The 18142-nt window shown below is 44.2% G+C and carries 19 protein-coding genes; 17 read left to right on the top strand and 2 right to left on the bottom strand.

The features are described from left to right. Positions 1–17: 17 nt before the first annotated feature. Together PAE54_RS02090 and PAE54_RS02085 are read right to left on the bottom strand one after the other, a co-directional pair. Positions 18–1325, bottom strand: coding sequence for a peptidylprolyl isomerase (locus PAE54_RS02090; protein ID WP_326518242.1), 1308 nt, complete (start codon positions 1323–1325; stop codon positions 18–20). Continuing rightward, positions 1325–3739, bottom strand: a complete 2415-nt coding sequence (locus PAE54_RS02085; protein ID WP_326518241.1) for an LPS-assembly protein LptD — start codon at positions 3737–3739, stop codon at positions 1325–1327. Before PAE54_RS02085 ends, PAE54_RS02090 begins: the two co-directional genes overlap by 1 nt. 120 nt (positions 3740–3859) lie before the next feature. On the opposite strand from PAE54_RS02085, the gene PAE54_RS02080 reads away from it, so the two are divergent. From PAE54_RS02080 to PAE54_RS02000, 17 genes are all read left to right on the top strand, one after another. Continuing rightward, positions 3860–4876 carry an aminoglycoside phosphotransferase family protein gene (locus tag PAE54_RS02080; protein ID WP_326518240.1) on the top strand — a complete coding sequence of 339 codons (1017 nt, stop codon included), beginning with the start codon at positions 3860–3862 and terminating at the stop codon, positions 4874–4876. Beyond that, positions 4876–5565, top strand: a complete 690-nt coding sequence (murU, locus tag PAE54_RS02075) for an N-acetylmuramate alpha-1-phosphate uridylyltransferase MurU (RefSeq protein ID WP_326518239.1) — start codon at positions 4876–4878, stop codon at positions 5563–5565. The genes PAE54_RS02080 and murU overlap by 1 nt, the downstream gene beginning before the upstream one ends. A gap of 84 nt (positions 5566–5649) precedes the next feature. Further along, positions 5650–6282, top strand: coding sequence for a 16S rRNA (guanine(527)-N(7))-methyltransferase RsmG (gene rsmG, locus PAE54_RS02070; RefSeq protein WP_326518238.1), 633 nt, complete (start codon positions 5650–5652; stop codon positions 6280–6282). Positions 6283–6306: 24 nt separating this feature from the next. Further along, positions 6307–7089: a ParA family protein gene (locus PAE54_RS02065; protein ID WP_273776765.1), complete on the top strand. Its 783-nt coding sequence runs from the start codon at positions 6307–6309 to the stop codon at positions 7087–7089. Further along, positions 7086–7973 (top strand): ParB/RepB/Spo0J family partition protein, encoded by an 888-nt coding sequence (locus PAE54_RS02060; RefSeq protein ID WP_326518237.1) that lies wholly within the window; start codon positions 7086–7088, stop codon positions 7971–7973. Before PAE54_RS02065 ends, PAE54_RS02060 begins: the two co-directional genes overlap by 4 nt. Before the next feature lie 48 nt (positions 7974–8021). Next, positions 8022–8660, top strand: a complete 639-nt coding sequence (locus tag PAE54_RS02055; RefSeq protein ID WP_326518236.1) for a MotA/TolQ/ExbB proton channel family protein — start codon at positions 8022–8024, stop codon at positions 8658–8660. Positions 8661–8674: 14 nt separating this feature from the next. After that, positions 8675–9100: an ExbD/TolR family protein gene (locus PAE54_RS02050; RefSeq protein ID WP_273776762.1), complete on the top strand. Its 426-nt coding sequence runs from the start codon at positions 8675–8677 to the stop codon at positions 9098–9100. Next, the gene (msbA, locus tag PAE54_RS02045; protein ID WP_326518235.1) at positions 9100–10827 is read left to right on the top strand and encodes a lipid A export permease/ATP-binding protein MsbA; all 1728 of its coding nucleotides are present in this window, start codon (positions 9100–9102) and stop codon (positions 10825–10827) included. Before PAE54_RS02050 ends, msbA begins: the two co-directional genes overlap by 1 nt. A gap of 2 nt (positions 10828–10829) precedes the next feature. After that, positions 10830–11840, top strand: coding sequence for a tetraacyldisaccharide 4'-kinase (gene lpxK / locus PAE54_RS02040; RefSeq protein ID WP_326518234.1), 1011 nt, complete (start codon positions 10830–10832; stop codon positions 11838–11840). 9 nt (positions 11841–11849) lie between these two features. Next, a complete protein-coding gene (gene kdsB, locus PAE54_RS02035) occupies positions 11850–12611 on the top strand; it encodes a 3-deoxy-manno-octulosonate cytidylyltransferase (protein WP_326518233.1) in 762 nt (253 codons plus the stop codon). Between the two features lie 12 nt (positions 12612–12623). Next, positions 12624–13607 carry a DNA polymerase III delta subunit-related protein gene (locus PAE54_RS02030; protein ID WP_326518232.1) on the top strand — a complete coding sequence of 328 codons (984 nt, stop codon included), beginning with the start codon at positions 12624–12626 and terminating at the stop codon, positions 13605–13607. Between the two features lie 18 nt (positions 13608–13625). Further along, positions 13626–13967 (top strand): PilZ domain-containing protein, encoded by a 342-nt coding sequence (locus tag PAE54_RS02025; RefSeq protein WP_273776757.1) that lies wholly within the window; start codon positions 13626–13628, stop codon positions 13965–13967. A 30-nt stretch (positions 13968–13997) separates the two neighbouring features. Continuing rightward, positions 13998–14771, top strand: coding sequence for a TatD family hydrolase (locus tag PAE54_RS02020; RefSeq protein ID WP_326518231.1), 774 nt, complete (start codon positions 13998–14000; stop codon positions 14769–14771). 46 nt (positions 14772–14817) lie between these two features. Further along, positions 14818–15417 (top strand): TetR/AcrR family transcriptional regulator, encoded by a 600-nt coding sequence (locus tag PAE54_RS02015; protein WP_326518330.1) that lies wholly within the window; start codon positions 14818–14820, stop codon positions 15415–15417. A gap of 253 nt (positions 15418–15670) precedes the next feature. Then, positions 15671–16267, top strand: a complete 597-nt coding sequence (locus PAE54_RS02010; protein WP_326518230.1) for a 6-pyruvoyl trahydropterin synthase family protein — start codon at positions 15671–15673, stop codon at positions 16265–16267. Between the two features lie 37 nt (positions 16268–16304). Continuing rightward, positions 16305–17018 (top strand): uracil-DNA glycosylase, encoded by a 714-nt coding sequence (gene ung, locus PAE54_RS02005; RefSeq protein WP_326518229.1) that lies wholly within the window; start codon positions 16305–16307, stop codon positions 17016–17018. Beyond that, the gene (locus tag PAE54_RS02000; RefSeq protein WP_326518228.1) at positions 17015–18139 is read left to right on the top strand and encodes an enoyl-CoA hydratase/isomerase family protein; all 1125 of its coding nucleotides are present in this window, start codon (positions 17015–17017) and stop codon (positions 18137–18139) included. The genes ung and PAE54_RS02000 overlap by 4 nt, the downstream gene beginning before the upstream one ends. Positions 18140–18142: the final 3 nt, after the last annotated feature.

Here is an 18142-nt window from a genome sequence, read left to right as displayed (position 1 = left end):
GCTTTTGTTGGACTCATTTATTTCTTGGCTAATTCTGGGTCTTTAATTTCAACATACGCGTTACCCCGTACTTCACGTAACCAGCTGTCTAGCTCAGTATCAAATTGACGTTCACCTAGAATCTGGCGTGCCATGCGTTCTTGGTACTCGTTCGTCATGTCCTGCTGACGCGTTTCGGTGACTTGTAGAATATGCCAGCCAAATTGTGTCTGAAAAGGCTCGCTGATTTGCCCAACAGGGGTATTTTTCATTTTCTCTTCGAACTCAGGAACCATGACACCTGGATTCACCCAACCCAAACTTCCTCCATCACGTGCAGAGCCTGGATCATTGGAAAAAGTTGCAGCAAGTACAGCGAAGTCTTCACCCGCTTTCAAACGATTATAAATATTTTCAATAATCTGCTTGGCATTGTCTCTGCTGACGACTTCAGAAGGTTGGATCAGGATGTGGCGGGTTTGATATTGAGGTACGATAGCACGCTGCTCGCTATTTTTCCGTTCAATGAGTTTAATCAGATGGATACCATCACGTAATGGAATCAATGCGCTCGTCTGGCCCGCCTGTAAGGCAGCTGCCTGAGCAGCCAGTTCTGCCGGGATTTCTGCAAGATTGCGGAATCCCATATCAGCACCTTCCACCTGAATGCCATTATTACTGTATTGCTTGTTAATCGTAGCAACATCATTACTGTTTTGTAGTGCTGTTCTGACTTGTTGAGCAGTGGCTTGTGCCGTCTGGTCTTGTCCGGTTGCTGAAATTCGCACGTGGATCAAGTGAACCTGATTACCCAATGCTGCTTGGCCTTGCGGTGATTTCAAAAAGTTTGCAACATCTTGGTCACTGATTTTGATACGTGACATCACCTGTTGCTGACGCAACTGGTTAATTGCCAGATCATCGGCAATACGACTACGTAACGCGGCATAACTACCAGGTTCTTGTGCATCTAATTTTTGTTGTAATTCTTCTAAGGAGCTAGCCTTGAATTGCTGAGCAACTTTTAAAACGGTTTCATTCAGTGCACGTTCATCGGCCTTGAGACCATAACGTTTAACTTGCTGTAGTTCAGCTTGGCGTAGAATTAGTTTTTCTAAGGCTTGCTGCTCAAGTATTGATTGAGGGGGAAGGGTTTGGTTTTGTTGTTTTGACTGGTAATTGGTTTCTGCAAGCAGCTGGTTTAAATCACTACGTAAAATGACACTGTTATCAACCACAGCAATTACTTCGTCATTGGCTGGTTGAGCGAATGATGGAGTAGAAACTGAAATGCAAAGTGCGAGCGTGGTTGCTTTAAAAAACTGTTGAATATACTTCGTTTTCATTAACGTTGTGTCCAAGATTGATTAATTTTATTAAATCCTAATACGCGACTTTCCAGCAAAGAGGCTAATTTGTTGTTGAAACCACCCAATCCTTTAAGCGTGAGTTCAGCCATGATGGCACGTTTCGCTTTAACGTTCGGATCGTTTACATTGTCGAGATCGTTATAATACGAGCGACCATATACAGAAATTGCCCAACAGCAGGATTCATAATTTACGCCGAGTAGATATTCACGTGCGACATTATTGTCGAGGTCATACTGAACATGGCCCATCATACGCCAGTTGTTGTGAACTGGTTGTATAAACGATGCAACCACTTGATCATAGTACTTCTGACGGTCAATAATCTCTCTGCGGTTAAAATAGCCTAAGTTATATAAATTGCCGCGTTCACCCGTATAATAAACTTGAAAATCCCGTTGAGCATTGTCTCCATTTTCCATCCAGGCAGAATTGCCACTGATAGTGAAGTTTTGTGATAACTGACTGGATAGACTGACGATTGGTCCGGTGCGGCGTTCAGATTGGATATTATCCTCTTGGTTCAAGAGTACACGACGGTCTTCAAAATAATAGCTTTGCCCGATACTGGCTTTTAAACGCTCCAAACCTGCAGGATCAAAAAGGCTATAGCTCAGACCGAGCGAGAGGAAGTTGTTGTCATCTAAACGGTCATGGCCATAAAAGCGGTAGGGATTGAACAACTGATCATAACTAATTGAGGCAGATGTGGTATCGAAGTTTGGATAACCATTTTGATTTTCATAAGGTGCATAGGCATAGAATGCACGAGGTGACAAAGTCTGCAAAAATTTGCCGTCACGTTCAAATGTTAGCCCAGTATCCAAAGTGAACTGTGGCACGATGGTCGATGTATCGGCATTATTGGTATCTGATTTGCGATCGGCAAAGGTATTAATGCTGCGCACCGAGACTTCCGGAATGATAAATGACCATGGCGTGCGATAGTTGTAGCGTACGGCAAACTGGTTGTAGATTCGGGTACCCTCATTTGCGGTAGTCGTATTATCAATGGACTTTTTGAAATAAGCGGTATCGTTATTAAATTCGTACTCTAAACCTTGAGGATTGCCAGTGACATAATTGAGTAAAAATTGTGGCAAGCGTGCATAAGGTCGGTCTTCGACAGGAATAGTTTTATCCAGTGTTTGGAAATCTTCAACTTTTAGCTGTGCTTTTAGCCCCGGAATACCATTTTTATAGTTTAACTCCCAAGCACGACGTAGATTTAGTTCGGTCTTTGAATTGGGGTTGTTATTGAGGTCGGCAAAATAATCTTTATCGGATGCGTAGTTGTATTCAAGATTGGTTGAAAGGGTATTGTTGATTTGCCAGTTATGTAAAAAGTGCAAGTCTTTACGGTCTTGATCATTGTATTCTGCATCTGATGGCAAATAGCCCCCCCAGAGCATTCCTTGACCAAAATTTTCTGTTAAATAACGAAATTCACCTTCGATCATCGCACCGCGCCCACCGAGATAACGTGGAGTGAGCGTGGCATCATAATGAGGTGCTAGATTCAGATAAATCGGTACCGCAATCTGAGCACCACCATCATTGGTATAACCAAAACTTGGATTAAGAATCCCGGTAGTGCGACGGTCATCAATCGGGAAATTAAAGTAAGGCACAGCCATTACCGGCGTATTTTTAATATAAAGTTTGGTGTTACGGGTTACACCACGCCCTGTATCCTGATCAAGCACAATGCGATCTGCCTGAATTTTCCAAGTGGGACTTTGATCGGGTGGACAGGTACTGTAAGTCGCATTTTCTAAGACCGCAACGGTCGGTGATATACGGGCAATCTTGTCGGCATGGCCATGCGCATGTTGCTGTTCAGCAATATAAAAGCTGTTGTTGAGATCCCCGATCTGAGTACGCAGGTTGTAGTTGATCTGATCACTTTGTGCGAGTAAGCCGCCTTGAGCCATTTGCACTCGTCCTTCGGCTTTGGCAAAGGTCTGGGTTTTATCCAAAGTGATCTTATCTGCACGGATCATGCGGCCCTGCTGGTCAATCACAACATTGCCTTCGAGTACAGAGTCTCCTAAAGGATTGTAGTGACCATAATCCGCGGTAATGGTTGAGGTGGTTTGCTCAGGATCCAATGTTTCGGATGACGGTTGAATCGGAGTGACCCATGCACCTTGACAATACTGTGAGCTGAAACCATTTTGTCGTTGTTGTGCTTCTGGTGCCGACTTGTCGACATAATACTGCTCAAAAAAAGCTTGCCCCGGGTAAGCTTCTTGCAATGTGTCTTGTAATTGTTCGTTATTGAGTGTTGACACTGTTTCTGTTGACGCAGCATAGCTTGATATCGAGCTACCACAGAGTAGGGTCAAAATAGCAGTCGCTAAAGGATTAAATTTAAACTGATGCTTCATTTGTCTCATTAACCAAGTATGCTTTTCGCAATTAATTATTGTCGCATCATAGAGAAAAACTTGATAAGTGGCTACACTTAAGACTTTAAAAAACTCAGCCTGTTTTAGATTTTATTGCAAATGAATACACAACGCGAACAATTGATACATACGTGGGTTAGCTCTGTTCTTGCTTCAGATCAGTTTGAGATCAATTTCTTGCCAGGCGATGCCAGCTTTCGTCGTTACGCCCGCATCCAGCTCAATAATAAAACCTTGATGTTGATGGACGCACCACCAGAAAAAGAAGATGTCAGACCTTTTGTTAAAATCGCCGAGTTTTTAGGACAACATGAAGTTCGTGTCCCGCAGATTTTGGCCAAAGATGAACAAAATGGTTTTTTATTGCTTGAAGATTTTGGCGACACACTGCTTTCAACCTTGTTGAATGAGATTAGTGTCGATCATTACTATTTGCAAAGTTTTAAACAGCTGATCGAACTCCAGCAAATTGATGCAGCTGCGAGTCAGTTACCCGCCTATAGCTACGAGAAGCTATTGACTGAAATGCATCTGCTTACTGAATGGATGTTGCCTTCTTTGCAGATTGAAATCACTCAAGATGAGCAAGTGATCATTGAACAGGCATTCGATTTCTTGGCCAAAGCTGCACTGGCACAGCCACAAGTGATTGTACACCGTGATTTTCATAGCCGTAACCTGATGAAAATTGCTGGTGAACAAGAGTTGGGTGTGATTGATTTTCAGGATGCTGTAATTGGTGCTTATACTTATGACTTGATTTCAATTACTCGGGATGCCTATGTACAGTGGAATGCGGATCGTGTGTATCGTTGGTTTAAGATGTTTTATGAATTGCTGCCAGAAACGGCAACCCAGAACCACAGTTTTGAACAATTCAAACGTGAAGCCGATTTGATGGCGATTCAGCGCCATATTAAAATCTTGGGTATTTTTGTCCGTCTGTTCGAACGTGATGGTAAGTCAGGTTATTTGAAAGATTTACCGCGCGTGATGTGGTACTTACTACAAGAAAGCCAAGGTTATGCTGAGTTAGAAGCTTTTATTCAGTTTATCCAGCAGCGTGTTATGCCTAAATTTGTAGAAAAATATGGTGTCTATGAGGTGGTTGCCTGATGAAAGCCATGATTCTCGCGGCAGGTCTAGGCAACCGGATGCGACCTTTAACGCTGCATACCCCAAAACCACTGCTACAGGTTGCAGACAAGCCACTGATTGTTTGGCATATCGAAAAGCTGCAAAAAATGGGTGTGAATCAGATTGTCATCAATACCGCATGGTTAGGAGATAAACTGGCAGCCGCTTTGGGCGATGGTTCTCAGTTCGGTGTGGAAATTCTCTGGTCACATGAAGGTGAGGGGCTGGAAACTGCCGGTGGGATTATCCGTGCTTTACCTTTGCTGGGAGATGATCCGTTTATTCTGGTGAATGGTGATGTCTGGAGCACCATGGACTTTGCACCCTTGCAGCAGATTGAATTGCATCGTGATCTTGCACATCTGGTGTTTGTACCTAATCCTGTACAGCATCCGCAAGGTGATTTTCATCTGTTAGACGGACGTGCTTATACCTTTGAACAGCAGAAAGCCGGTGAAGCATTAACTTATAGTGGTATTGCGGTTTTGTCCCCAGAAATGTTTTATGGTTTAGAGCAGGGTAAACGACCATTGGCACCGCTGTTAAGACAGGCTATGCATGATGAGCGAGTGGCTGCAGAAAAAATGCAAGGCAGCTGGGTTGATGTTGGCACCCCTGAGCGATTAAGTGCACTGGATCAACAAATTCGTCAGGGTCTATACGATTAAGTGCATATTCGCTAGACGTTCACTACTGTTCCACGCTGAATAAATCGGTATACTTCATTAAATTTTTTGAGATGTTGACTATCTATGCACCCTTTTTTTCAAGAGTTAAAGCAGGGAAGTCAAGCACTTGGCTTGAATTTGAGCGACGAAGCTTTAGGTTTATTATTAAAATATCAAGATGCCTTGGTGTTGTGGAACAAGGCTTATAACCTGACGGCGATTCGTGATCCGAAAGAAATGCTGGTGAAACATCTGCTGGACAGTCTCTCGATCTTGAAAGACTTGCCTGCAGGCCGCCTGCTCGATATCGGTACCGGCGGTGGGATGCCGGGTATGATTATTGCCTTGTGTCAGCCGGAACGACAGTGCGTGCTACTGGACTCCAATGGCAAGAAAATCCGTTTCTTGAAGCAGTTTATTGCTGATCTGAAACTAAAAAATGTGATTGCCGTGCAAACGCGTGTGGAAAACGAAGACAGTATTCGCGAGTTAGGGCAGTTTGATGTGATTACAAGCCGCGCTTTTGCTTCTTTGCTTGATTTTGTGGATGCCTCCAAACCGTATATGCACGAAAAAACCATTATTGCTGCAATGAAGGGCTTGGTTCCACAGGATGAGATTGAACAGTTGCAAGCAGAATTTTCCTGCAAGGTGATTGAGTTGGCTGTCCCGCGACTCGATGAACAGCGTCATTTATTGTTATTAGAACGTATTTAATTCATTTGAAGGATTGGGGTTACCATGGCTCAGATTATTGCAATTGCGAACCAGAAAGGTGGCGTAGGTAAAACCACAACCGCAGTGAATTTGGCTGCATCACTGGCCGTATTGAAAAAACGTGTGCTGTTGGTGGATATGGATTCCCAAGGCAATGCCACAATGGGCTCCGGCATCCAGAAAAATGATTTACTGTATTCGGTGACAGATGTCTTGCTCGGTGAAGTACCGATTGAAACGGCGATCAGTAAAGCTGAAGTTGGTTATAAAGTGTTGGGTGCCAACCGTGAATTGGCCGGTGTGGAGCTGGCAATTGCAGAGCAGGAAGGACGTGAATTTATTTTACGTGAAGCCTTGAACCAGATTCGTGATGATTTTGACTACATCATTGTCGATTGTGCACCTAGTTTAAGCCTGATCACTATTAATGCCTTGGCTGCAGTCGACGGTGTGATGATCCCGATGCAGTGCGAATATTATGCTTTGGAAGGTTTGGCTGATTTAACTCAGACGATTGACCGTATCCAGCAAGCCTTAAATCCGGAGCTGCAAATTATTGGTGTATTACGCACCATGTATGATGCGCGTAACGCACTAACTAGGGATGTGTCGGCAGAACTTGAGCAATATTTTGGCAAGAAACTCTATGATACCGTTATTCCGCGTAATGTCCGTTTGGCGGAAGCACCAGCGCATGGTTTGCCGATTATTTATTTTGAAAAAAGCTCGAAAGGAGCGGTCGCTTATCTGAATCTGGCGGCTGAGATGTTAAAGAAGACTAAAGCGAAAAAAGGGATGCAAGCATGACCATTAAAAAACGTGGACTGGCCAAAGGCCGTGGTTTAGATGCCTTGCTTGGTTCCATTCAAAAAGAAAAACTTCAACTCGAAGCGCAAAGTTTGGATCATGGTCAGTTGAAACAGATGAATGTGCATCTGTTAAAGCGCGGCGCTTATCAGCCACGCCGTTTTATCAATGAACAAGACTTGCAAGAGCTTGCGGCGTCGATTGAAAAACATGGCGTGATGCAGCCGATTGTGGTTCGTCCGGTCGATGATGAAAAACATCCTTATGAAATTATTGCGGGTGAACGCCGTTGGCGTGCAGCTCAACTGGCGGGTCTGAGTGAAATTCCGGCCATTGTGCGCGAGCTGAATGATCAGGTTGCGATTGCTCTGGCATTAATTGAGAATATTCAGCGTCAGGATTTAAACCCGATAGATCAGGCTTTGGCCTTGCAGCGTTTTCATGATGAGTTCGGTTTAAGTCATCAAGAAATTGCAGATACAGTCGGTAAAGCACGTACTACGGTGAGTAATTTTTTACGTTTATTGAGTCTGGCTGAACCGGTGAAAGATTTCATGCAGCAAGGTTTGCTGGATATGGGACATGCCCGTGCGATTTTGACACTTAAGGCCAAGGACCAGTTGGCGGTTGCAGAGATGGTGATAGAGAAAAGCCTATCCGTACGTCAGACGGAACAGTTGGTCCGTGACTGGAATATGCCAAAAGAAGATAAAGCCAAAACTACGGTCTCATCTGACTTGCAACAGTTAACGCAAAAACTGACCGAACGTTTTGGGGCTGAAGTCAAAATTGACCATAACAAGCAGGGTAAAGGTAAGTTGGTCATTCACTATCATTCATTGGATGAACTGGATGGTATTTTGAATATCTGTTTGGCTGAATAAAACATCATGTCCCTCTTTATGAGGGAATTTTAACTTTGGGGAAGCAAGATGTGGGAACTGGTTAAAGCGGGTGGCTGGCTGATGCTGCCATTAGTTTTGTGTTCGATTTTTACTGTGGCGATCGCAGTTGAACGGTTTATTCGGTTAAAGAAATCAGCCATTTTACCTCAAACTTTACTGCTTGAGTCAGCCCAATCTTTACCACAAGTCCTCAGTGTGTTGGAACAAAATCCGCAATTACAAAGCACAACGTTGGGGCGGATTTTGCATGCTGGACAGCAGGCGCAGGATCAGACTGAGCAGTTTGCGCGTGCGCAGATGGAAGCAGTGGCCTCCAAAGAAATTGGCTATCTGGAAAAAAACATTAACTTTCTAGGAACCCTGAGTGCTGTTGCACCCTTACTGGGGCTTTTGGGGACGGTGCTCGGGATTATTGAATCATTTTTGGTGATTGATCTGGGGTCAACCAGTAATCCCACCTTGATGATTCCCGGTATTTCTAAGGCATTAATTACAACGGCTGCGGGGATGCTGATCGCGATTCCAGCATTATTTGCTTACCGTTATTTTCAGCGTTTAGTGATGGAATATGTTGCCGAACTAGAACAACAATCGACGTTGTTTCATGCAGCCTTGTTCTATCAACGCCCCAAGGCTGCACAAAGCTTGATCAAGCAGGCCAGTTGATTGGGTGAACTCTGATGAAATTTAAACGTTCTCAACAGGTTGAAGATATTCCGATTAACCTGACTCCCATGATTGACTGTTTGTTGTTTATTCTGGTGTTTTTGTTGCTTTCCACCACGTTTAATCAGCCAAGCCGGTTGAACTTGACCTTGCCGGATGCGCAAGGTGTACCACCAAAACAATATGACCATAAAATTGAAGTCATGGTAGACTCGTCCGGGCATTATGCAGTCAATGGTCAGGCACTTTCGAGTCAGGAAGTGGCCGATTTGAGCACAGCCATTAAACAGGTTGCACAGGAGCGTCGTGATTTGATGTTTGTGATTGCAGCAGATGCTAAGGCGAGTCATCAGGATGTGATCCGGGTGATGGATGTTGCAGGTCAACTGGGCTTTGTGAATGTCAATATCAGTACCAAAGTACCATCTCGAGGTTATTAGTGAATCAGGATCTTAAGGTTTATTTTCGTCTCTTAGCGTATCTAAAACCCTATTGGGGCGCAGCCTTATTGGTACTCGTTGGATTTGGTTTGAATGCCGCCACAGAAGTTTCTGTGGCAAAATTATTAGAGTATATTATTAATGCAATTCAGCAGCAAAATCAGCAGAATCTGGATTGGTTTCCATTTCTAGTTGTTTTGCTGATTTTTTTTCGTGGTTTAGGCCTGTTTGTGGGTGGTTATTACACTGCCGTTATCTCTAGAAGTTTGATTTTTCAGATTCGTCAGGAAGTATTTGCCAAGCTGCTTGGGCTACCAGCACAATATTATCTGGAAAATTCTAGTGGCCAAATCACTGCCAAGATTATGTATAACGTCGAACAATTGACTGCAGCATCGACAGAATCTATCAGGACCTTGGTGCAGCAGGGCTTTATTACGATTGGCTTGCTGGGATATTTGTTGTATAGCAACTGGCGTTTGACTCTTTGTATTTTAGTATTTGCCCCATTAATCGGTTTGCTGATTAGAAAAGCAGCCAAACGCATGCGTAAACTTTCTCAGCAAGTACAAACCACGATGGGTGATATTAATCATGTGGTGCAAGAAAGTGTCAATGGTAATGCAGTGGTCAAGGGCTTTGGTGGGGAGGCCTTTGAACAACAACGTTTTTATCATTATTCGAATGAAAACCTGAAACGCGGCCTGAAAATGGTGGTCGTGCAACAGATGAACAGCCCGATTGTTCAGCTGATTATGGCGATTGCCCTCAGTATTATCATCTGGCTAGCTTTGCGTCCACAGATTCTAGGAGACACCTCTGCTGGTGAATTCGTGGCCTATATCACGGCCGCAGGTTTGTTGGCTAAGCCGATTAAGGCACTGACGGATATCAATGAAAAATTACAGCGTGGTATGGCGGCTGCCTATTCTGTTTTTGAGCTGCTGGATACACCTTCAGAAACAAATACAGGACAACTTACACCTGTTTTGAAGGGTGATATTGATTTCAAACAGGCAAGTTTGACTTATTCAGATGGCTCTAAAGCGATTGAAAATTTTAGTTTGCATGTGAAGGCGGGAGAAACAGTCGCATTGGTAGGGCGTTCTGGCGCTGGTAAAAGTTCGCTGGTAAATTTATTGGTCCGTTTTCAGGAACTCAGTGCGGGTCATATTCTGCTAGATCAGATTGATATACAAGAGATCGAGCTGACTAGCTTGCGTTCTCAGATCGCCATGGTCAATCAACAGGTGGTTTTGTTTGATCGCACAGTGCGTGAAAATATTGCTTATGGTCAGCTGCAAGATGCAACAGATGAGCAGATTATTGCCGCTGCAAAAGCAGCTTATGCACATGATTTTATTATGCAATTACCTAAAGGATACGATACTCCGCTAGGTGCACAGGGGTTGAGTTTATCCGGCGGTCAGCGTCAGCGTATTGCCATTGCACGTGCCATTTTGAAAAATGCACCGATCTTGATTCTGGATGAGGCAACCAGTGCTTTGGATAACGAGTCAGAACACTTTATTCAAAAAGCATTTGATGAAGCAATGCAGGATCGTACGACCATCGTGATTGCACACAGGCTGTCAACGATTGAAAATGCAGACCGTATTGTAGTAATGGACAAGGGACAAATTTTGGAGCAAGGAACGCATAGTGAATTGATGGCGAAGCAGGGTGCTTACTATCAATTGCATCAGCGTAACTTTGAGGAAAAATAACCATGTCTTTGGCACAATTAATTCAGGATGCTTGGAATCAGCAAGCCAGATGGCTTGTGCTCTTGCGTCCCCTGTCTTGGTTGTATCGTGCCGGTTTTGTGTTGAACCGTAAGCTGTATCAGTCTGGAATTAAATCGGTTTATCAATCTCCTGTCCCGGTCATGGTGATTGGGAACATTACGGTGGGTGGTAGTGGTAAAACACCGCTGTTAATTCAGTTGGTGAAATATCTGCAAACCCATGGCATCCGGGTGGGAGTGATTAGTCGGGGATATGGAGCGAAAGGTCCATTTCCTGCTTTGGTGAGCGCAGACTCGGATCCTGAAAATGTCGGTGATGAGCCTGCCTTGATTGTGCAGGCCACGCATGTACCGATGGCGGTGGGTCCAAACCGCCAACTCAGTATTGACCTCCTCCTGCAACAACAGTCACTAGATTTGATTATCAGTGATGATGGCCTGCAGCACTGGGCGCTGGCGCGTCAGCTTGAATGGATCGTGTTGGATAAAAATCGTGGTTTGGGTAATGAAAAACTGTTGCCAGAAGGCTACTTGCGTGAGCCGCCATGCCGTTTAAAAACCGGTACAGTGATTGAACACTCTGCTACACCGCAAACCAAACTGCATATGCACCTAGCAGCAGCTGAGCCATATTTGCTTAATCCGCGAGATCAGCATCAGTCAGTTTTTAATCCGCAAGAAAATTTTTACGCGGTGGTTGGGATCGGTTTTCCACAACGTTTCTATCAAACCCTTGAGTCGATGGGTGTGCAACAATTTCAGTGTCATGAGTTTCCGGATCATCATGATTACGAAATTGAGGATTTGCAATTTGGGGATGCCGGGCCGATTATCACCACAGAAAAAGATGCGGTGAAATTATTACCTCTATTAAAACAGTTTCCAGAAAACTATCGTGAGATTTGGGTGGTTCCCGTAGAGGCGGTGTTATCTCCAGACTGTTATCAAGTTTTACATCAGCAGCTCCAGTCACTCGGTCTGCATATTGCTTAAGGTTCAGCCATGAAACATATCGTTATTCCTGCGCGTTTTTCCAGTTCCCGCTTGCCGGGGAAACCACTGTTAGAGATTCATGGTCGTGCCATGATTTTGCGTGTTGTCGATCAGGCAAAAAAAGTGCAGGGATTTGACGATTTATGTGTTGCTACGGATGATGAGCGTATCGCTGATCTATGTCGAGCAGAAGGAATAGATGTTGTACTCACGCGTGCCGATCATCCATCTGGGACTGACCGTTTAAGCGAAGTTGCACAAATGAAAGGCTGGGATAGCGATGATATTATTGTGAACGTGCAGGGTGATGAGCCGTTATTGCCGGCACAATTGGTCCAGCAAGTTGCTCAACTGTTGGTGGACAAGCCAAATTGTTCAATGTCGACCTTATGTGAACCGATTCATCGACTGGATGAATTCCAGCGTGACAGTATTGTAAAGGTCGTCATGTCAAAACAGAATGAAGCCCTGTATTTTAGCCGTGCAGGCATTCCCTATGACCGTGATGGTGCCAAACATGCTGAACCCGCTTTGCATGCACATGCTTATCGCCATTTGGGTTTATACGCCTATCGTGTGAAGCTTTTGCAAGAATACGTCAGCTGGGAAATGGGTACGCTTGAGCAACTGGAAAGTCTGGAGCAATTACGTGTTCTTGAAAATGGCCATCGTATCGCGATTGCTGTTGCACAAGCGAACCTTCCGCCGGGTGTTGATACGCAGGCAGATCTTGACCGGCTGAATGCAATGGATATTGCATATTTTCAATGATGGCTTGATCTTATGTTTGACCCCGAAATTCCCTCACAAGTCTATCCTTGGCAGCAGCAGGTCTGGCAGACGTTGACCAGTCGTTTTCCCTTGCTGGGTCATGGTTTATTGTTTTATGGTAAGCCGGGATGTGGTAAGGAATCATTTGCACAGCACTTCTTGAGTTGGGTGCTGTGCCTGCATAAGCAGTCGAATGGACCGTGCGGCGAGTGTGCGAGTTGCCAGTGGATCAAGTCAGATACACATCCGAATTATGTGCATATCAGTACCGATGAAGAAAATAAAAAACAAAATGCCAAGATCAAGATTGAGAAAATTCGTGATCTTTTGCCATTTGTACAGCAAACGGGCGAAGGTTGGCGTGTCGTTGTGATTGAGCCGGCAGAGGCCCTGAATATGGCTTCTGCCAATGCGCTACTCAAAACACTCGAGGAACCGGGTGAGCGTGTGGTGATCATTTTACTGGCGGATCATTATCTGAAGTTGCCAGCCACGATTCGCAGCCGTTTACAACATTTTGCCTTGGATCGTTTGAGTTCAGGGCAATTACAAGAATATCTTCAACAACATTTGCAAGATGTCTCAGCCGAACGTTTACAGCTGTTGAGCCAGTTGGCCAATCAGATGCCGTTACGTGCGATTGAACTGGCACAAAGTGAATGGATCCAACAACGACAGGATTTTATCCAAGACTGGCAGAAGCTGGTACAACAAAAAAATCAACCGATGACTTTATCCAGTAAATGGACAAAATTGCTCAATTTCACGGATTTTATCCAGATGTTTGAATACTTGTTGTGTGATTTGATTTGTGTCAAGCTGCAGCAGAATATCAAAAATATTGATCTCGACTTTTCTGTACTGCAAAGTCAATATTCGTTGGAAATCTTGTTTGAGTTGTATGCTGAAATGCAGCAGGGTAAACGCTTTGTTGAGCAGAATGTACAAACCAATCTGATTCTTGATCAGTTATTTATAAAACTCATGAATGTTTAAAATAATAGGGGAAATTTCATGCAACCACGTATGGGCGGTATTATTCAGGCTAATATTCCTGATCGTGCAACTTTGCAAGCCAGTTATATGCCTTTTGTGCAGGGTGGTGGTTTATTTGTTCCTTCCAAACATCCCGTTAAGCTTGGGGAAGAAGTTTTTGTACTAGCCACTTTGCCTGAGCAAACCCAGAAAATTCCTTTAACCGGCAAGGTGGTGTGGATCTCTCAAAAGCAGATCGGTATTAAACCACAAGGTTTTGCAATTCAGCTCAGTGGTGAAAAAGGCATCTATTACAAATCGGAAGCCGAAAAATTATTGGCGGGTAGTATGTCTCTGGATCGTCCAAGCTATACCATGTAATGCTATTTTAAATTTTACCAAGGAAATTTTGTGTTTGTAGATACTCATTGTCATTTAACCATGCTTGATCTCAGGCCGTATGATGGTGATCTTGATCAGGCATTGGCGCAGGCGCGTGCAGCGGGCGTGTCGAAATTCATGGGTATCTCGGTGGATTTGGAAGATCATCTTGCCCTGGCAGAGATTGCTGCACGACATTCAGACGTAGGTTATACCATTGGCGTACACCCTTGCGAAGATGCCGCTGTTATGGCGCGCGCCAGCGTGGAGTATCTGGCTGAATTGGCACAAGCTGATCAGGTTTGGGCGTTGGGGGAAACCGGACTGGATTATTATCACAGCACAGATTTTGTCATGGAACAGAAAGCCTGTTTTGCCCGTCACATTCAGGCCGCTCAATTAGTCAAAAAGCCCGTCGTCGTTCATACTCGTGCAGCGAAGCACGATACTGTGGACATCATTCGTGCCGAACAGTCCAATCACGGCATTTTGCACTGCTTTACGGAAGATTGGGAAACCGCGAAAGCAGTACTGGACTGTGGCTATTACATTTCTTTTTCTGGCATTATTTCATTCAAAAATGCGCAAGATTTACGTGATGTTGCCAAGCAAGTGCCCCTGGATCGGCTACTTATTGAAACAGACAGTCCCTATCTGGCACCTGTGCCTTATCGGGGCAAGACCAATGAGCCAAAATATGTGCCTTATGTAGCCAAAGCGCTGGCTGATGTATATGATAAGTCTCTTGAGGAGATGGCATTTATTACCACTCAGAACTTTGAAAATCTCCTTAAATTACAGTAAATATCACATGAATCAAATAAGCAGCTAAGAGAGTAATCGCGTGAAGATGGATCGTCAGGCTCAGTTTCGGGCAAGGGAAGCACTGATTTTTCAGGTGGCTGAGCAACTATTATTGGAAAATGGCGAATCAGGTATGACGCTGGATGCTTTGGCTGCAGAGCTTGATCTGGCAAAAGGGACGCTTTACAAGCACTTTCAGAGTAAAGATGAGCTATACATGTTGCTGATTATCCGGAATGAACGCATGTTGCTGGATATGATGCGGGATAAGAATAAAAGTTTTCCGGAGTTGCTGGCCTATTTTATGCTGCATCATTTGCATCATCCGGAACGCACTGTGTTATTTCATCAGATTGAAGAGCGTCTTTCGATTACTGGTCAGGGGATTCACCAGTTATTTAGTGAGCTGTATCAGATCCGCAGACAGCGTATGCGTATGATTATTGAAATGACTGACGAATATTTGCAGTCCATTTCAAGTCAGATGTCAGTGCGTGATTATCTCGCGGCCATCTGGTCGATGACCCATGGTACAGCTGCGATTTTAAATTCCAGCTTTTATCAACGCTATCTGGGAGCGCGTGATACTTTGCGCGTGGCGTGCATTGAGCAAGTATTGGCTTTGCCAAAGCAAACAGCACTGTAAATTTTCTCAATTTAAAGTGACCTTTCTATTTTCAGGTAAGGCGATTGTGAATTGGTATTTTAAAGTGTATATAACGCCGATTTTCCAGAGATTGTTGCTGCTTAAGGTGCGCTGTGTTTTGAAATAACTGTGCTAACAAATTTCATCACAGTAGATGTATTTTGCCAATTAATGCAAACGTTAAAATAAATGCTAAGTTTTGCAGTTTTGCTTTATAATCCTAATTAATGACTATTAAGCATCTCTTTGGCGCATGTTAATTCGTAAGTTATTTAAGTTTGAAAATGCTCATATTGTGCGTAACTGCACTTCGGATCGTTGTAAGCGTTCGATTCATGGTCACAGTTACAAGGTAGAGTTGTTGCTTAAAGCTTCGAAGCTCGATCATGGCCAAATGGTTTATGATTTCGGCTTGCTGAAGGGTGTGATTAAAGATATTTTTGACAGTTTTGATCATGCGATCTGCTTTTGGCAGCAAGATGATCCAAATTATATTCAAGCCTGCAAACAATTTAGTGCACGTTGGGTGTCATTGCCGGTTTCACCCTCTGCAGAACAGTTTTCTCGTATCTTCTTCTTTTTAGCTCAGCAAGTGTTGCAATCTACCATTACTGAAAATGGTGAGGGAGATGTATCGGTTTATTCTGTCATTGTGCATGAAACAGATACAGGCTATGCCCAGAGTTTCTTAGAAGATATTGAGAATCAGCAGATGGGAATTTTGCATTTGGACCAGATTGAGTTCTCAGAACAGGTGCAAGCTGAGTGGGCTGATCCTCATATGTATGAAAAGCTTAAACAAGGAATCAAATTCCAGAACCCAGCAGTCGAGTTACAAGTTAAGGTTTAACTTTGTCTCGATAGAATGAATTTAGGGATGAATCAGGATGCAATTAACTGCAGAACAGCAGGCCAAACTCGATAAAGTACATTTAGATGATAGCTGGAAATATCATCTAGCAGATTTTCTGCTTGGCCCGACCATGGAGCAGTTACGCAACTTTTTATTGGCGGAGAAAAAAGCCGATAAAGTGATTTATCCACCCAGTTCACTGATCTTTAATGCCTTAAATACCACCCCTTTACACGCAGTGAAGGTGGTGACTTTAGGACAAGATCCTTATCATGGTCCTAATCAGGCACATGGTTTGAGTTTTTCAGTGCAGCGAGGAGTGGCATTACCTCCCTCTTTGCGTAATATTTTTCATGAATTGCATACCGATCTCGGTATGCCGGTTCCATCGCATGGGGATCTAACGCGATGGGCTCAACAAGGGGTGTTGCTGCTTAATAGTGTTCTGACTGTTGAGGCAGGGCAGCCGACTTCACATCAAAAACGGGGTTGGGAAGATTTTACTGACCAGGTGATTGATGTATTAAATGAGCAAAGAGAGCATCTGGTTTTCATCTTGTGGGGAGCCTATGCTCAGCGGAAGGGACAACGCATCGATCGCAGTAAACATCTGGTACTGACAGCGGCACATCCATCGCCTTTGGCAGCCAACCGTGGTGGTTTCTTCGGTTGTCGTGTATTCTCGAAAGCAAATAATTATCTGAAACAAAATGGCATTGAGCCTATAGATTGGCAGCTGGACGCATGACACATTCTCCCGACTTAAACCGTTATCATCCGGACTTAATTGTTGAAGAAGCAAAAAATGGCTGGCGCGTGGTTCGCCTGAATCGGCCTAAATCTTTACACGCTCTGGATGAGTCGATTGTAACCGCGCTTTTGCGGGTCTTTGAAGATTTTCACCATGATGATCAGGTGAAAGCCATCTGGCTAGATTCCACCACTCCAAAAGCCTTTTGTGCGGGTGGTGATGTACGTAAATTGCGTCAACTGGTGATTAATCAGGAAGTCGAGGCGGCCAACAAGTTTTTTGAGCAGGAATATGCGCTCGATTTATTGTTGCATAACTATGCCAAACCTGTGCTGGTTTGGGGCGAAGGTTATGTAATGGGTGGCGGTCTGGGGTTGTTTATGGCTGCGCCTTTCCGCTTGGTGACGCCACATTCTCGCTTGGCGATGCCTGAAATCAACATTGGTTTATATCCAGATGTAGGGGCCACTCGTTTCTTGGCAGATCGTGGTTCGATTGGCTTGTTTACCGGGTTAACCGGATCCATTATGACCTCGGCAGGGGCGTATGGTATTGGATGGGCAACCCATATCTGTGATACACACCGAGATGTTGTATTGCAGAAAGTGATTGATATTGATTGGAATCATTACCCAGCAGGTGATTTTCGTGCCATTGATGACACCCTGAACAGTTTACATCGTCCGGTAGCGCCAGGACCTTTGCAAAATTCGCTGGATGTCATCTATAGCGTGTGCCGTGGTGTAGATTTTAAATATGATTATGAAGCCATTATTGGCTTAAATGATGCACGCAGTGATTGGTTACGTCAAGCGAGTGAAAACTTGCAGAAAGGTTCACCTGCAACAGCGGCACTTACGTGGTTGTTATGGCAATGGGGCAAGCAGGTCCATTCCTGGAATGAAGTGTTTGAGTTGGAATTGCAGATTTCGGATTGGAAGATTCGCCATACCGACTTTGTTGAAGGCGTTCGCGCACGCTTGGTAGATAAAGATCTTTCACCTGAATGGAAAACCTATTCGGAATTGAGCCTGAAAGGGATCTTGGGAGATTGTCCACCTGTCACAAGCATTGCGAGCTGGAATACTTTGTTGAAGCAGTATGGTGTGATTGACTGATTT

Origin of the sequence: Acinetobacter minutum (assembly GCF_035916735.1) — a bacterium.
GTDB lineage: Bacteria > Pseudomonadota > Gammaproteobacteria > Pseudomonadales > Moraxellaceae > Acinetobacter.
The sequence above is the reverse complement of the archived record's forward strand: the minus strand, read 5'-3'. Positions and strand labels throughout refer to the sequence as shown.

Excerpts from the sequence above, each read along its gene's own strand:
- PAE54_RS02060 (WP_326518237.1), top strand. The coding sequence starts at position 7,086 with ATGACCATTAAAAAACGTGGACTGGCCAAAGGCCGTGGTTTAGATGCC.
- PAE54_RS02000 (WP_326518228.1), top strand. The coding sequence starts at position 17,015 with ATGACACATTCTCCCGACTTAAACCGTTATCATCCGGACTTAATTGTT.
- murU (WP_326518239.1), top strand. The coding sequence starts at position 4,876 with ATGAAAGCCATGATTCTCGCGGCAGGTCTAGGCAACCGGATGCGACCT.
- PAE54_RS02090 (WP_326518242.1), bottom strand. The coding sequence starts at position 1,325 with ATGAAAACGAAGTATATTCAACAGTTTTTTAAAGCAACCACGCTCGCA.
- PAE54_RS02065 (WP_273776765.1), top strand. The coding sequence starts at position 6,307 with ATGGCTCAGATTATTGCAATTGCGAACCAGAAAGGTGGCGTAGGTAAA.
- rsmG (WP_326518238.1), top strand. The coding sequence starts at position 5,650 with ATGCACCCTTTTTTTCAAGAGTTAAAGCAGGGAAGTCAAGCACTTGGC.
- kdsB (WP_326518233.1), top strand. The coding sequence starts at position 11,850 with ATGAAACATATCGTTATTCCTGCGCGTTTTTCCAGTTCCCGCTTGCCG.
- PAE54_RS02050 (WP_273776762.1), top strand. The coding sequence starts at position 8,675 with ATGAAATTTAAACGTTCTCAACAGGTTGAAGATATTCCGATTAACCTG.
- PAE54_RS02080 (WP_326518240.1), top strand. The coding sequence starts at position 3,860 with ATGAATACACAACGCGAACAATTGATACATACGTGGGTTAGCTCTGTT.
- PAE54_RS02085 (WP_326518241.1), bottom strand. The coding sequence starts at position 3,739 with ATGAAGCATCAGTTTAAATTTAATCCTTTAGCGACTGCTATTTTGACC.
- PAE54_RS02015 (WP_326518330.1), top strand. The coding sequence starts at position 14,818 with ATGGATCGTCAGGCTCAGTTTCGGGCAAGGGAAGCACTGATTTTTCAG.
- PAE54_RS02055 (WP_326518236.1), top strand. The coding sequence starts at position 8,022 with ATGTGGGAACTGGTTAAAGCGGGTGGCTGGCTGATGCTGCCATTAGTT.
- ung (WP_326518229.1), top strand. The coding sequence starts at position 16,305 with ATGCAATTAACTGCAGAACAGCAGGCCAAACTCGATAAAGTACATTTA.
- PAE54_RS02030 (WP_326518232.1), top strand. The coding sequence starts at position 12,624 with ATGTTTGACCCCGAAATTCCCTCACAAGTCTATCCTTGGCAGCAGCAG.
- lpxK (WP_326518234.1), top strand. The coding sequence starts at position 10,830 with ATGTCTTTGGCACAATTAATTCAGGATGCTTGGAATCAGCAAGCCAGA.
- PAE54_RS02010 (WP_326518230.1), top strand. The coding sequence starts at position 15,671 with ATGTTAATTCGTAAGTTATTTAAGTTTGAAAATGCTCATATTGTGCGT.
- PAE54_RS02025 (WP_273776757.1), top strand. The coding sequence starts at position 13,626 with ATGCAACCACGTATGGGCGGTATTATTCAGGCTAATATTCCTGATCGT.